We start from the raw sequence: 15060 nt of genomic DNA, 5'->3' as shown, positions 1-15060 counted from the left end.
GACGGCGGCAGGCCGGGGAGATCCCATGTTCGTCTATCGCGCTCTCATCGCGGTGCTGGTCTGCGCCATCTGGCCGGCTGCAAGCCGTGCCCAGGACAAGGCTCCCGTCCGCGTCTCCTCCGACGTCAGCTATGAATATCTGGCCCGCTGGGACGTCGCCCGGCTGAACACCATCCTTGCCGTCGACACGCCGAAATTCGCGGGCGTTTCGGTGACCTACACCCCGGCCCGCAACGCCGTCAGGCTCTATCGCGTCACCTATGCGTCCGTCATCCCCGAGCGCGGCAACAAGCCGATCACGGCGAGCGGCCTGCTCGCGGTGCCCGAGACCGGCGAGACCAGCCTGCCAATGGTGTCCTATCAGCACGGGACGGTGTACGGGAAGCAGGAGGTGCCGTCGTTTCCGGAGCAGTCGCCCGAGACCCAGCTGATGATCGCGCAGTTCGCAGGACAAGGTTATCTGCTGATCGGCGCCGACTATTTCGGAATGGGCATCTCGACCGAGCCGGAAGGCTACATGGTGAAGGCCAGCCATCAGCAGGCCACTTACGACATGCTGCGGGCAAGCCGCGCCGTGCTCGAACAGATGAAGTTGACGAGCGCCAGGCTCGACATCGCCGGCTGGTCGCAAGGCGGCTTCGTGACCATGGCCTTTCTCGAGAAGCTCGAAAGCGCCGGCGTGCCGGTGACGGCGGCGGCGACCGCGAGCGCTCCTGTCGACGTGTCCGTGGCGCTCAACGGCTTCCTCAGCTTCCCGCGCAAGAACGACGCCGCTTGGGTCAATTCGCTGTTCATCCTGTCGGCGTTCGCGTTCGAGAACTACTATGCGGTGCCGGGGCTGGCGCGCTCGGTGATCAGCGACAGCTACTACGATGTCGCGCGCAAGGCCTATGAGCGCGAGCCCTTCAACGTCGCCGACGTCCCGACCGATCTGCACAAGCTGCTCAAGCCCGACTATTTCGATGCGGAGTATTTCGCGGCGTCGGCCTACGGCCGCCTGGTCGCGCAGACGCAGGCCTATCGCTGGATCATCAAGACGCCGGTGCGCAACTATTACGGCGAGACCGACGAGGCGATCTCGACCGGTCTGGGCCGGCTGGCGATGACCTACCAGCAGGCGATCGGGGCCGGCAACAGCAAGGTCGAGGCGGTGTCGACGGGACCGACAAGCCATCGCGGCACGTTCGCCACCGCCGTCCCGCAGTGGAAGGCCTGGTTCGACAAGCCGTAAGGCGCGCGGTGCCGCTGGATGCGGTCCGCGGCACCCCGTCAATCACCGACTTGGCAAGAGCTGACACGCTCTTCACCCCCGGTTCGGACCACCGCCGGCACATATCTCCAAACAAACAAAAGGCCCGGCTGCAAGCCGGGCCTTTCGTTTCTCTTGGCCTTCCGGATCAGACGGGCTGACCGCCGGAAGCCTGTCGCGGCTATCAGCTCACGCCTGGGGCTGCGGCTCCAGGCCCGGATCGGGTCGCGGCCGCGGCTTGCCGGCCGGCGGTACGGCCGACGCGCGCGGCGTCGACGGCTCGATCGCCGATTCGCGGTTCGGCTTCTTGCCCTTGAGCAGGTCGAGAATCTCCTCGCCGGTCAGCGTCTCGTATTCCAGCAGGGCCTGGGCGATCGCTTCCCAATCGTCACGCTTCTCGGTGATGATACGGCGCGCCTCCTGCTCGCCGGCCTCGATCAGGCCGCGAATTTCCGAGTCGATCAGGCGGGCGGTATCGTCGGAGATGTTGGTCGAGCGCGCCACCGAATGGCCCAGGAACACCTCCTGCTCATTGCTCTGGTAGCGGACGCGGCCGAGCTTGTCGGACATGCCCCATTCCATCACCATCGCTCGCGCGAGGTTCGTGGCCTGCTGGATGTCGCCGGTGGCGCCGTTGGTCACCTTCTCCGGCCCGAACTTCTGCACCTCGGCCTCGCGGCCGCCGAACATCATCGCGAGCTTGGAGACGCACCATTCGCGGGTGTGCGAGTGACGGTCGGCCTCGGGCAGCGACTGCACCATGCCGAGCGCGCGGCCGCGCGGAATGATGGTCGCCTTGTGGATCGGGTCGTGGCTCGGGACGTTGAGGCCGACGATCGCATGGCCCGCCTCGTGATAGGCGGTCAGCATCTTCTCTTCCTCGGTCATGACCATCGAGCGGCGCTCGGCGCCCATCAGCACCTTGTCCTTGGCTTCCTCGAACTCGGACTGCGTGACCATCCGCTTGTTGCGGCGGGCGGCGGTCAGGGCGGCCTCGTTGACGAGGTTCATCAGGTCGGCGCCGGAGAAGCCGGGCGTGCCGCGGGCGATGGTCTTGAGGTTGACGTCCGGCGCCAGCGGCACCTTGCGGACATGAACCTTCAGGATCTGCTCGCGGCCGATGATGTCGGGGTTCGAGACCACGACCTGGCGGTCGAAGCGGCCGGGACGCATCAGCGCCGGATCGAGCACGTCGGGACGGTTGGTGGCGGCGATCAGGATCACGCCCTCATTGGCCTCGAAGCCGTCCATCTCGACCAGCAGCTGGTTGAGGGTCTGCTCGCGCTCGTCATTGCCGCCGCCGAGACCGGCGCCACGATGGCGGCCGACGGCGTCGATCTCGTCGATGAAGATGATGCAGGGCGCGTTCTTCTTCGCCTGCTCGAACATGTCGCGGACGCGGCTGGCGCCGACGCCGACGAACATCTCGACGAAGTCAGAACCCGAAATGGTGAAGAACGGCACGTTGGCTTCGCCGGCCACGGCGCGCGCGATCAGCGTCTTGCCGGTGCCCGGAGGGCCGACCAGCAGCACGCCGCGCGGGATGCGGCCGCCGAGCCGCTGGAATTTGCCGGGATCGCGCAGGAATTCGACGATCTCCTGCAGGTCCTGCTTGGCCTCGTCGACGCCGGCGACGTCCTCGAACGTCACCCGGCCATGCGCCTCGGTCAGCATCTTGGCGCGCGACTTGCCGAAGCCCATCGCCTTGCCGGCGCCGCCCTGCATCTGCCTGGAGAGGAAGATCCAGACGCCGATCAGCGCGATGAAGGGCAGCCAGGAGACCAGCAGCGACACGAACCACGGCACGTTGTCGCCGGGCGGCTTGGCCTGGATGTTGACCTTGGCGTCGTACAGCCGCTTCACGAGGTTCGGATCGCTCGGCGCGTAGGTCTGGAACGACGAGCCGTTCTTGAAGGTGCCGTGAATCTCCGGCCCCTGGATCACGACGTCGCGCACATTGCCCTGATCGACCTCGGTCAACAACTGCGAGAAGTTGATGTCGGTCGACGACGCGCGTTGCCCCGGGTTCTGGAAGAGTGTGAACAGCGCCAACAGCAACAGGACAATAATGACCCAAAGGGCGAAATTGCGCAGATTGGCGTTCATCGATTTTCCTTCGTGGTCGCGCGGATCGCGGCCGTTAGTCCTCGGACTCATCCCTGGGTAGCCACGAGGGAATCCCCCGGTCGACCGTCTCGTAATCTAGGTACCACTCACGGCAATGCCAAGGGAACTAGAAAGGACTATTTATCGCATCCTAGCCCGATTCCCGCTCAAAAAATGGCGCGGGAAAGCGTCGCCAAGGCAGGTGGTTAAGCGTCCGCGAAGGCGGTGAACCGCTTCAAATCCCGCGCGAGCGCCGCGGCGGCGCGGGCGTGATGCGGATCGTCTCTCTCGTCATGCTTACCAGTGCACCAGCCAGGGTCTGTTTTAGCCTGCCCGGAGCAGACGTACCACCATCTGCGATCCCCGCAAGAGTCCGGTCCAGCCTCGCCAGCAGCGACTCTGCCTTGCCGAGTTCCACGGGACCTTCGGTTCCAATGCGATTGATCGCGCGGATCAGCAGCCTCAGCCTGATTTCGGCTGGAAGTGCGACAAAGGCGCGCGCCTCGAAGGTCTCGCCGTGACCCCCGCCGACCGGCCTGCTCCCGGCCGCGCGCAGTGCGAGATAGCGTTCGGCGCCATCCACCATCAATTCGATCGCGGCGTTGGCCCGTCCGAGCCGGTCGGCCAGCGTCGCCAGCGTCCGGGCATCGCCGCCCTCCGCGGCCAGGGCCGGCATCAGGGCGCGCAGCCGCGGCCGGGTGAAGGCGGGATCTTGATTGGTCGGGTCATCTGCGAACGGGATTCCGGCCGAGCGCAGCGTCGCTACCAGCCGGACTTTGGCAACGTTCAGCAGGGGCCGCGCCAGCAACACCCCTTCACGCTCGCTGAGCGGTGCCATCGCCGCGAGCCCCGCAATGCCGCTGCCGCGCAACAGCCGCATCAGCACCGTCTCAGCCTGGTCGTCACGGGTGTGGGCGGTGACGACGTGTCCGGCACGCGCCTGCCGCGCCGCGCGCGCCAGCAGGCGGTATCTTGCCAGCCGCGCCGCTTCGGGAATCCCGGTGTCCGGCTTCGCGTCGGTCCAGCGAAGGGTCCGGTGCGGAATTGCGAGCCGGCGCGCGATCTCCTTCACCATGCGGGCTTCACGGGCGGAGTCGCGCCGCAGCGCATGGTCGACCGTCACGGCCACAAGGTGCGGTCCCTGTGCGAGCCCCGCACGCCACCGCGCCGCGAGCCACATCAGAGCCATCGAATCGGGACCGCCCGATACGGCGAGCACCAGTGCGGGCGCGGCCGAAAGCGGCGCGAACAGGCGCTCGGCTTCGGCGGTGGAGATCGCAAGATCGGCTTCGGAACGGGCCTTCGACATGGCGCCGCAGCCTATCCGCCCCGCCGGTTATAGGCGAGAGGCCTCCCCTCGCCCGCAGGCGCTCAGCACTTCACCCGCTTCTGCTCGCGATCGACGGTCGCCTTCACGCCCGCCGAGGCGCGCGGATATTTGCGCGTCACTTCGCCGAACGCGGCGCAGGCCGCCTCCTTCTCCTTCAGCGCGGCCAGCGACTGGCCGAGCCGGAGCAGCGCATCCGCCGCCTTGCCCGACTTCTCGTATTTCGTCGTCACGGCGAGGAAGACCTCGGCCGCATCGCGATATTGCTGACGCTGGTAGAAGCTCTCGCCGAGCCAGTATTGCGCGTCGCCGACCATCGGATCGTTCGGATATTTCTGGGTGAAGTTGCGCATCGTCTGCTCGGCCAGCGCGTAGTCGCGGCGCTGCATGTAGCCGATGCCGAGGTCGTATTCGTCGCGCGGCGTCTGCCGCGGCGGCGCGGTCTCCAGTCCGCCCGCCCCCGGCGCGGCGGCCGGCGGCGCGCCCTGGGGATAGCGCCCGCCCGCGGTGTTGGCGAGAGCCGCGGGATCGCCGACGGGACGGCCAGCGGGCTGGCCGCCACCCGGCTGGATCGGCAACTGGCCGCCGCCGAGCGCCTGCGGGGCGCCTGGAGCGGTCGGATTCTGGCTCGGGTCGAACGCATCGCCGCGGCGGCCCCGACCGGGGGCCGCGGGCTCCTGGACGATTTGCACCGGCGCACCGACGGCGGGCGGCTGCGCGTAGACCGGCTGCTGCTGCGGATAGGCCTGTTGCGGCTGGCCGTACGGCTGCTGGCCATAGGGCTGCTGGCCGTTGGCCGCCTGAGGGGGCTGGCCGTAAGCGGGATTGGCCGGCGCGGGAGCAGCCGCGTTGGTCTGCGCCGCGGGCGCACCGCCGGGTGCAGCGCTCTGCAACTGCCGCAGCCGCTCCTCGAGCTGGCGATTGCGGTATTGCAGCTCCTCGTTCTGACCGGTCAGTTGCCGGAGCTGATTTTCGAGCCGCTGAATCCGGATCTCGGGATCATCGTCATCGGTCTGGGCGAGCGCCCGCGACGAAACTGCCTGGCACGAGAAAATGACGAGCGCGGCGAGGATCGCGGCGGCGCTCCGTGGAAGAAACATGAATGACATGCTGCCCTGACGACCGGATCGGCGAGACATTGAAAACAGGCCTGTGAGCGAGGCTGTAAAGCAGAAATGCGATAGATACAAATGACGTTCAAGCGAAGACAAGACCAAGTCCGGACGAGACCCGCCGACCAGAAACGACGAAGCCGGCGTCGATGGGCGACGCCGGCTTCATCAGCAACGGATTCGTTCAGCTTTATGAACTGGCGTTCAGGACCGTCACCGCACGGCGGTTCTGCGACCAGCACGAGATGTCGTTACAGACCGCCACCGGCCGCTCCTTGCCGTAGGAGATGGTGCGCATGCGGCCCTGGTCGATGCCGCGCGACGCCAGGAAGTTGCGGACCGACTGCGCGCGCCGCGCGCCCAGCGCGATGTTGTACTCGCGGGTGCCGCGCTCGTCGGCATGGCCCTCGATCGTGAAGGAGTAGCGCGGATAGCTCTGCAGCCACTGAGCCTGCTTCTCCAGGGTCGCGATCGCCTGCGGCGTGAGATCGGTCTGATCGCTCTCGAAGAAGACGCGATCGCCGACATTCACGACGAAGTCCTGCTGGCTGCCTGGAGTCGCAGCGCTGGCCATCGCCCCGTCGGCCCCGGTGAGATTCTTGTTGGCGCAGGCGCCCATCGACAGCGCCACGGCCAGCACGGCGGCCAACTTCAATCCCTGGAGGATACGCATCTGATATTTCATTCCCGGAGCCTCCACGCTCACGTTCTTAGACTGCCATCCGGTCTACAGGGCGATGGTTAAGCGAACGTTCCGTCAACCTTGATGGGGTCTTGCCGAACCCCGTCAAATGCTAACGAAACCCGAAAAGCGACCGCGATGGTTAATGGGTTGTAAATGTGGCGCCAGGGTGAAGGCAAGCCGCTCAGCGCCTGCAGCAGGGCGCTTTTTCGCTGATTTTTGCATCAGCGCCACGGTGTGAACCGGCCGGACGGCCGAACCGGCCCCGATATCGGCCGATGATCAGCCGGCCTTCGCGACCGCCTGAATCCTGAACGAATCAGTGAAGGCGTCCGGCGCGGGACGATCGAACAGCATCCGCCGTTCGAACGCGCTGGATCGCATGAACGGAAAGCGCTGGAACACGCGATCGCGGATCGACGGATAATGCGCCGCCACCAGGCCGACCGGCTTGGTGAGGCCGGAGTAGAGCCGCGGCTCACCCCATGGTTCCTGCAGGAACACTTTCTTGTAGAAGGCGCGATGTTCCGGGCGCACGTTGGCGAGACCGATATCCGCGTTGAAATGGGCGCAGGCGACGTAGCCGAGCCGGACGGTCACATAGGGAAGCGCCGGAAACAGCCGCGCCTTCTCATGGTCGGCGACGAACCGTGTCGGGTCGATGATGACCTTGCCGCGATCGAGCTCGGGATGCAGCAGGTCGGCGAACATGTCCGAGGACAGCGATCGGCGCCATTGCGAGTTCAGCACGCTGATGCGGATCGAGCTGTAGAGCTCGCCATTGACGTAGACGCCGAAGATGAAGCTGTTGGGAAGATCATCATATTCGTCGCTGACGCGTTCGCTGGGCGACGGCAGGATGGCGCCTTCACGCAGATAGGCGCGGTAGCGCAGCCGATAGATCTCGTCCTTGTCCTCAGCAGTCAGCGCCAGTCGATAGTCCACGTTCTCCAGCACATCCGACTTCTGTTCAGCAACGGCACTCACTCTAGCCGCCGACTTCATCCGCAACCCCTTTTCACACAACTCCTACGAGCAGTATGAGCTTAACAGCGGGTTAATGCCGACGCAAAGCTTTCGGCGGTACAAAGTTAACGGCACGTAGAATCCCGGAGACTTAACCGTGACTTACGGGATTGGATGCAGTGCTGGACGGATTGCTTCGGATCACTTGCGTGTCAAATCGAAACGGATTCGCTTGGCATACACGTGCAATGTTTCCGAATGATGCGACGTGGGGTTGTCACATCGCCATTCACATACGAGCCATGCTCGGACCGGCGGGATGCAGCGCACAGGGCTCGCCTCCACTGGTCGATCTTCGCGGCACCTCCGCATCAAGGCGGAGGTCGAGCGATCAAGCGATCGAACGTGTCCCGCCGGCGGCCGCGATCGCCCCGTCGCTCGAACGGCGCCCATGCGATGCATTCAGGAGCTGCCGGATGCGGATTGCGGGGACGGGCCGGCTGAACAGATAGCCCTGCGCTTCGGTGACCGTGCCGTCGGCGCTGACCAGTTCGAGCTGCTCGTTGGTCTCGATGCCCTCCACCACCACCGACATGCCGAGATCGGCGGACAATCTTGCGACACCGCGCAACAGAGTCAGCGGCCGATCGCTGTCGATGCCTTCGAGGAAAGAGCGATCGATCTTGACCTTCTCCAACGGGAAGTTGTGCAAATAGCTGAGGCTGGAATAGCCGGTGCCGAAATCGTCGAGCGAAATGCGGACCCCGAGCATGTGCAGCTGCGACAGCACATCGTGGGTGAGCTGGGTGTTGCGCAATAGCGAGGATTCGGTGATCTCGATCTCGAGCCGATGCGGCGGCAGCCCGGACACTTCCAGCGCGTAGCGGACCTCACTGAGCACATCGCGCTGATGGAACTGCTGCGGCGAGAAGTTGACGGCGACGCTGACCGCATCCGGCCATTTCATGCATTCCAGGCAGGCCTTGCGCAGGATCCAGCGGCCGAGATCGACGATCAGGCCCATGTCCTCGGCGACGGGAATGATGTCGACCGGCGAGACCGTGCCGCGCACCGGGTGGTTCCAGCGCAGCAGCGCCTCGCAGGTGGAGATCTTGCCGGACTTCAGGTTGACCAGCGGCTGGTAGAACAGCTCGAACTCCTCGTTCGCCAGCGCCTTGCGCAGGTCGAGCTCGAGGATGCGGCGTGCTTCCACCGTCTGGGCGAGCTCGTCGCGGAAGAAGCAGAAGGTGCCACGTCCCTCCGCCTTGGCGCGGTACAGCGCCATGTCGGCATTCTTCAGCAGGGTGTCGGCGCTGATCCCCGGCGCGGTCATCGCGATGCCGACGCTGGCGCCGATCTCGACCAGGTGATTGTCGATCTTGTAGCGCTCGCTGAGCTGGTCGACGATCCGGCGCGCCAGCATCGCGGCGTCGTCGTTGGAGCGGATGTTGCGCTGGAACACCACGAACTCGTCGCCGCCGAAGCGCGCAACGAAATCTTCCGGACGCAGCATGTCGCGCAGCCGCTCGGAGACCGCGCAGAGCAGTTGATCGCCGCAGGGGTGGCCGAGCGTGTCGTTGACCTGCTTGAAGCGGTCGAGATCGACGAACAGCAGCGCGGACAGTTCGCCGTGCCGCTGCGGAATCCTGAGCAGCCGTTCGATCTCGTCGCGGAAGCTGACGCGGTTCGGCAAGGTCGTGAGCTCGTCGTAGCGCGCCAGATGCGAGATGCGCGCCTCGGCATGCCGCCGCTCGGTGATGTCCTCGAGCAGGACCACGGCGCCGCCGTCGGCCATCGGCTGGAAGGTCCAGGACAGCGACCGGTCGCGCGCGACGTCGGGATCGCTCGTGATGACATTATGGGTCTTGGTGTGCTCGATCTCGGCCAGGATCAGCCGGCCGCTCGAAGCGGAGATCGAGCCTGCGATCACGCAGGCGTTGATGATGTCGGCCGCCTTGCCGCCACGCTGCAGGATGTCATCCGGCAGGTTCATCATCTGGCCGAAGCGATGGTTCATCACGGCCAGACGCCCGTCGGAGCGGAACATGCACAGGCCGTGCGGCATGTTGTTCAGGGCCGTATCGAACTGCTTGGCCAGTGCAGCCTCGCTTTCGCGCGCCACAAAGGCCTGGACGAAGATCCGTTGCAGGTTGGTCGAGATGTGCTTCAGCGATACGAAGAACAGGACGCAGAACGCCGCCATGCCCAGGTAATAAGGGCTGCCGTGGATCGCGAGAGCCACTGCGAGCGGTCCGCAGGCGAGCAGGATCTGGACGTGGAAGATCCAGGGCCGCCCGTAGGTCCGGCCTGCGCCCGCCGACATGTAGCAGAGCGTCACCGTGATCGCGATCAGGTGCACCACCGGGTCGCTGTTGTCGACCAGGGCGACCACGCACCAAATGCCGAGCACCAGCGCATAGATCATGGCGCCGATCTGATAGCGAACCTCCCAGCGCTCGACCGCCGTCTGCGTGAGGCGGCCGGCGTCGCACAGGCTCCGATAGTAGCGCATGTCGAGCGAGCGGAACGCTCCTGCGATGATCAGCATCGCGGCACACGGCCACAGATTGACGTCGCCGCTCTTGATCGCGGTCATGACGGCGGCGACGGCAGCGCAGAGTGCGCCGGCGAACATCGGGCCGGGATCCTGGAAGAGGGAGTCGACGAGAGCCGCCTGGATCGCAGGCGACAACTTTCGATCGTCTTCTCCGTTCTGAGTGGCAAGCTGCATTCGTGCGCACGCGTCCTGTTCGGTGCGCAACATTACCGTTCGCAGGTGAAGTCTTTCTGAGGGAACATCGTTAGCAGAGCGTTTCCGCACTCGCGAAGTGATCGGATTCGCTCGAAAATTCAGCCAACTAGGCAAACACTACCCGGTTGCTGCAACGAATGGTTCCATATTTTACGGGAACACGCATCGCGCGACTCGAAAAATCGCGTCCACCAAGACGTGAGCGGGCCCAGAGGCTCGCTCGCCGTCACGACAGCAGCGGCGACCAGGCCGGATCCGAGGCGAAGCCCGGCGTCGGCACCTTCTGCTCGAAGCGGCCGGAGACGTCGATCGAATACAGCGACGGGCCGGCGGTGCCGCCGGGGTCACGGAAGAACATCAGCACGCGGCCGTTGGGCGAGAAGGTCGGCCCTTCGTTGTGGAAGCCGGCGGTGAGGATGCGCTCGCCCGAGCCATCCGTCTTCATGATGCCGATCGCGAACTGGCCGCCACCCTGCTTGGTGAACGCGATGTAGTCGCCGCGCGGCGACCACACCGGCGTCGAGTAGCTGCCCTCGCCGAACGAGATGCGCTGCGCAGCACCGCCACTGGAGGCCATCACATAGATCTGCGGCTTGCCGCCGCGATCGCTCTCGAAGCAGATCTGGCTGCCGTCCGGCGAGTAGCACGGCGAGGTGTCGATCGCCGGCGTGTCGGTGAGACGCGTCGTCGTGCGCGAGCGCAGGTCCATCACGAACAGGTTGGAGTTGCCGCCCTGCTGCAGGCTGAGGATGATGCGCTGGCCGTCCGGCGAGAACCGCGGCGAGAACGACATGCCCGGGAAGTTGCCGACGATCTCGCGCTGGCCGGTCTCGATGTTGAACAGATAGACCCGCGGGTCGCCCTGCCCGAACTCCATGTAGGTGATTTCCTGGCTCGACGGCGAGAATCGCGGCGTCAGCACGAGGTCGGCGCCGCGGGTCAGATAGCGGACGTTGGCGCCGTCCTGATCCATCAGCGCCAGCCGCTTGACGCGCCGCTCCGACGGCCCGCTCTCGTCGACGAACACCACGCGGCTGTCGAAATAGCCCTTCTCGCCGGTCATCTGCGTGTAGATCTGATCGGAGATGATATGGGCGATGCGCCGCCAATACTCCGGCGCCGTCACATATTGCTGCCCGGTGAGCTGCTGGCCTGAGTTCGGGTCCCACAGCCGAAACTCGGCCTTCAGGCGCCCGTCCGGCTGCCGCGTCGCGCGGCCGGTCACGAGCCCGGTGAGGTTGAGCGGCTTCCAGCTGGCGAACTGCGGCGGCGCCTCGAAATTGCTGATGCGCTCGGGAAACGCAGCCGGGTCGACCGGCGCGAACAGGCCGCTGCGCTTCAGATTGTTCGTGATCACCTGCGCGATGCCGTTGCCGACATCGGCATCGCCCGCACCGCCGGGAACGAACGGCGGAATCGCGATCGGGATCGGCTTGAACTCGCCGGGATTGATCTGCAGACGCTGCTGAGCGAAGGCGGGTCCCGCGCCCCACGCCGCCATCGCGGCTCCTCCGGCCAGCAGAACCTGGCGCCGCGTGGTGAATCCAGTCTTGCGCGTTGGAGGTGTCGTCAAGTTCGGCCTCGCATCGAATTCATCATTTTGAGATTGAATGTCGTCGGGATCAACTTCCACTCATTGTACCGGTTCTTCGGCAGAAACGCGTAGGGCGCGCAGTTCTCGACCGCACGCTTCGCGCTATCCGCCATCGCCGCGCTCACCCGCGGCGGCCCTCGCGTTCCCGCGACCGAGGGGACGGCGGCCAGCGAGCCGTCGGGACGGAGTTGGATGTCGATATCGACTTCGATCTTGTCTTCATCGACGCCGTTATAAGGCGTCGTGAAGCAGCGCGTGACCGCCTCCTGGAAGGCGGCCTGCCAGCTCGCGACATTGCTCTCCGCCGTGCCATGAACAGCGCCGAGCGCGGCGTTGGCATTCAGCTCCGAACCCGTCACGGCCTGGCGCGTCGGGTCCTTCTGATTGATCAGGCTCGCCATCTTCTCGGCGTCGAACTTGCGCTCGCTCTTGTGCTTGGGCGGCTCCGGCGGCGCGGCGGCGGCCTGCTGCGGCTTCGGCGGATGCTTCGCCTTGTCCTTGTTGAGCATGCTGGCGATCTGGTCCGGATTGAACGGATCCGGCTTCTTCTCTTCCGGCTTCGGCTTCTCGGCCGGCGCGGGCTTCGGCGGCTCCGGCTTCTTCTCGGCGACGGGCTTAGGCGTATCAGGCTGCTTCTCGACCGGCTTCGGCGGGTCGGGCTTCTTCTCGACCGGCTTCTCCGGCTTGGGCAGCGGCTCGGGCGCAGCATCGGTCTCGGTGACCTGCTTGGTATCGACCTTGCCGACGATGTCCTCGGTCGGCTTCTTCTCGCCGATCTTGTCGGCCAGCAGCTTCTGGGCTTCCTTCTTGCCGGTCAGGGCGCCGGCCTTGGCCTTCGAGCTGTTGTCCTCCGAGATCACGTCGACCGGCACCAGGTCCTCCGGCGGCGCCACCATCGAGCGCGCGGAGAAGCTGAACAGACCCCAGCACAGCACGAGCACGTGCAGGGCGACGGACAGCACCGTCCCCTTGCGCGTGCGCACGAACCGGATGAGGTCTTTCGACGTCATGAGCCCTGATCCGGCAGCACGACGATGCTGGCGCGATAGCCGGCGTCGCGCGCCAGGCCCAGCACCTTCATCATGTCGGAGTAGCAGGCGTCACGGTCGCCGCGGATCTTGACGACGTTGTCGGCGCCGCCGGCGCCCGCATCCTTCATCGCCTTGATCTTCGGCCCGAGCTCGTTGATCGCGATCGGCGAGTCGCCGAGATACACGTCGACCTTGGACGCGCAGCCGCCGCCGGTCTTCTTCACGGTCACCTCGAGCGGCGGCTTGGCGTCGGCCGTCGAGGCCGAGCCGCCTTGCGCCTGGGGCAGGTCGACCTGGATGTTGACGGTGAGCAGCGGCGCTGCGACCATGAAGATGATCAGCAGCACCAGCATGACGTCGACCATCGGCGTGACGTTGATCTCCGCCATCACGGCCGCCTTGCGCCGACCGCGGCGACCACTGCCGCCGGACGCGCTGCCCATGCTCATGCCCATGCTGTGGTACTCACGATCCGGATGCCACTATACCTGCCCTCATCCCCGCTCGTCGATCTGACGGGACAAGATGGCGGAAAATTCATCTGCGAAGCCTTCCAGCCGCTGCGCCTGCCGGTTCACCTCCGAAGAGAACTTGTTGTAGAAAATCGTCGCCGGGATGGCCGCGATCAGGCCGATGGCGGTGGCGAACAGCGCCTCCGCGATGCCCGGGGCGACCACCGCCAGCGAGGTGTTCTTGGAGGCCGCGATCGCCTGGAAGCTGGTCATGATGCCCCAGACCGTACCGAACAGGCCGACGAACGGGCCGGCGGAGCCGACCGTGGCGAGCACCAGGAGACGGCGTTCCAGCCGCTCGACCTCGCGCGCGATCGAGACGTTCATCACCTTCTCGATGCGCATCTGCAGGCCGGCGAAGGAGCGCGCATGGCCCTCGAACGAGCGCTTCCACTCCCGCATCGCCGCCACGAAGCACGCCGCCATGGATTGCGTCGGCTTCGCCGACAGCACCCGGTACAGCTCCTCGATCGATTCCCCGGACCAGAAGGCTTGCTCGAACCGGTCCATCGAGCGGCGGGTGCGTGAAAACAGGAACATCTTGTCGATCGCGATCGCCCAGACCCAGATCGAGCAGGAGATCAGGCCGAGCATGATGATCCGGACCACCCAGCCGGCATTGCCGAACAGATCGATCAGGGACAGGCCGCCGCTATCGACAGACATCTGCAAGTATCCTCTCAACCAATCATCCCGGGACGCCCGGGACCATGCAGCCGCCGTTCCATGCCGGATGCTGTCGCGGCGGAAAGCGCCTGCGCGAGAAAACCCTGAACTGATCGCTTTAAGAGGCCCGCCGAAGCCATAAGCGGCCTGCTTCCTCTGCCAACGTGTCAAAACAAGGGCTCTTGGCGCGCGTAAGCGCCCCTTAACCAAACCCCGTCCGGGGTTAAGGCGGGGTTACCGCGGAGTATTGCGGAGGTCAAAGGTCCAGCCGGACCAGCCAGATAGAGCCTTTGTGATCAGCCGCTTGACCATTTTGGCCGGCGTCGGCAGCGGCCAGCCGCCGCAGCCGGACGGTAACGGGAAACGCAAAACGCCCGCCGGCGGGAACCGCAGGCGGGCGTCTTGTGCCGTCAGGGCGGGGGCTGAAAGCCCTGCGGCGTCAGGGTGAGGGGCGATCAGCTCGAGGGCTGGTCGTTCGGCGGGGTCGCCGGACGCGGCTTGTGCTGGGCCATGAACGCGTCGAACTCTTCCTTGTCCTTGGCGTGGCGCAACCGGGTCAGGAAGTCGCGGAACTCCTGCTGCTCCTCCTCGAGCCGGCGCAGGGTCTCCATGCGGTATTCATCGAAGGCGCGGTTGCCGCTCGACGACGGCGCCGAGAACCCGAAGCCGAAGCCGCGGCGCTCCATCTTGTCGCGCATGCGGTCCATCTTCCACTGCATCCGCTCCATCTTGTTCGACCAGCGATCACCGCCGTTCCAGCACGCCATCTTTCTGCTCCCGAGTGTGAAAAAGAGAAGGGCAAGTCCGATCGGCCACCAGATGATGAAGCCGAGCACGGTCACGGCGATCCAGCCGGGATGCCAGGGCGACTCCATCATGCGGGGCCGGTACCTCTGCTCCTCCTCCGAACCGCGCCAACGATTGACATCTGCGGTGTAGGCCATCTCCCTCTCCATTCGCGGCGCCATGCCGTGTGAATGTAAATAACATTTACATAGCTAGACCAACCCGGGATTTTGTCAAGGCGACCGCCTGACGCGTCGCCCGAATTATTTTTCGCTCG

The 15060-nt window shown here is 65.5% G+C and carries 12 protein-coding genes; 1 reads left to right on the top strand and 11 read right to left on the bottom strand.

Annotation, left to right across the window (positions count from 1 at the left end; translation table 11 throughout):
* Window positions 1-25 precede the first annotated feature (25 nt).
* On the top strand, window positions 26-1231 hold the full coding sequence (locus ACQR1H_RS04330; RefSeq protein WP_434907208.1) for an alpha/beta hydrolase family protein: 1206 nt from the start codon (window positions 26-28) through the stop codon (window positions 1229-1231).
* Between the two features lie 207 nt (window positions 1232-1438).
* Here ACQR1H_RS04330 and ftsH read toward each other — a convergent pair whose 3' ends face one another.
* The 11 genes from ftsH to ACQR1H_RS04275 form a co-directional block, all read right to left on the bottom strand.
* Window positions 1439-3355: an ATP-dependent zinc metalloprotease FtsH gene (gene ftsH / locus ACQR1H_RS04325; RefSeq protein ID WP_315802592.1), complete on the bottom strand. Its 1917-nt coding sequence runs from the start codon at window positions 3353-3355 to the stop codon at window positions 1439-1441.
* 235 nt (window positions 3356-3590) lie between these two features.
* Entirely contained in the window at window positions 3591-4664 is a 1074-nt protein-coding gene (tilS, locus tag ACQR1H_RS04320; protein ID WP_434888149.1) for a tRNA lysidine(34) synthetase TilS, read from the bottom strand.
* A gap of 62 nt (window positions 4665-4726) precedes the next feature.
* Window positions 4727-5782: a tol-pal system protein YbgF gene (gene ybgF / locus ACQR1H_RS04315; protein WP_316217941.1), complete on the bottom strand. Its 1056-nt coding sequence runs from the start codon at window positions 5780-5782 to the stop codon at window positions 4727-4729.
* Window positions 5783-5984: 202 nt separating this feature from the next.
* Complete coding sequence (pal, locus tag ACQR1H_RS04310) at window positions 5985-6479, bottom strand: peptidoglycan-associated lipoprotein Pal (protein WP_172133860.1); 495 nt, start codon at window positions 6477-6479, stop codon at window positions 5985-5987.
* Between the two features lie 279 nt (window positions 6480-6758).
* Entirely contained in the window at window positions 6759-7481 is a 723-nt protein-coding gene (locus ACQR1H_RS04305; protein WP_315802589.1) for an N-acyl amino acid synthase FeeM domain-containing protein, read from the bottom strand.
* A gap of 352 nt (window positions 7482-7833) precedes the next feature.
* A complete protein-coding gene (locus ACQR1H_RS04300) occupies window positions 7834-10173 on the bottom strand; it encodes a putative bifunctional diguanylate cyclase/phosphodiesterase (protein ID WP_315802588.1) in 2340 nt (779 codons plus the stop codon).
* A gap of 247 nt (window positions 10174-10420) precedes the next feature.
* The gene (tolB, locus tag ACQR1H_RS04295) at window positions 10421-11695 is read right to left on the bottom strand and encodes a Tol-Pal system beta propeller repeat protein TolB (protein ID WP_315802857.1); all 1275 of its coding nucleotides are present in this window, start codon (window positions 11693-11695) and stop codon (window positions 10421-10423) included.
* A gap of 68 nt (window positions 11696-11763) precedes the next feature.
* Window positions 11764-12798 carry a cell envelope integrity protein TolA gene (locus ACQR1H_RS04290; protein ID WP_434907207.1) on the bottom strand — a complete coding sequence of 345 codons (1035 nt, stop codon included), beginning with the start codon at window positions 12796-12798 and terminating at the stop codon, window positions 11764-11766.
* Window positions 12795-13274: a biopolymer transporter ExbD gene (locus tag ACQR1H_RS04285; protein ID WP_315802586.1), complete on the bottom strand. Its 480-nt coding sequence runs from the start codon at window positions 13272-13274 to the stop codon at window positions 12795-12797. The genes ACQR1H_RS04290 and ACQR1H_RS04285 overlap by 4 nt, the downstream gene beginning before the upstream one ends.
* 39 nt (window positions 13275-13313) lie before the next feature.
* Window positions 13314-13997, bottom strand: a complete 684-nt coding sequence (gene tolQ, locus ACQR1H_RS04280) for a protein TolQ (protein WP_315717584.1) — start codon at window positions 13995-13997, stop codon at window positions 13314-13316.
* A 455-nt stretch (window positions 13998-14452) separates the two neighbouring features.
* On the bottom strand, window positions 14453-14941 hold the full coding sequence (locus ACQR1H_RS04275; protein ID WP_434907206.1) for a DUF2852 domain-containing protein: 489 nt from the start codon (window positions 14939-14941) through the stop codon (window positions 14453-14455).
* Window positions 14942-15060: the final 119 nt, after the last annotated feature.

It is taken from the genome of Bradyrhizobium sp. HKCCYLRH2015, assembly GCF_051168215.1.
Taxonomy (GTDB): domain Bacteria; phylum Pseudomonadota; class Alphaproteobacteria; order Rhizobiales; family Xanthobacteraceae; genus Bradyrhizobium.
Note: the sequence above shows the minus strand (reverse complement) of the source record. Positions and strands in the feature narration are given on the sequence as shown.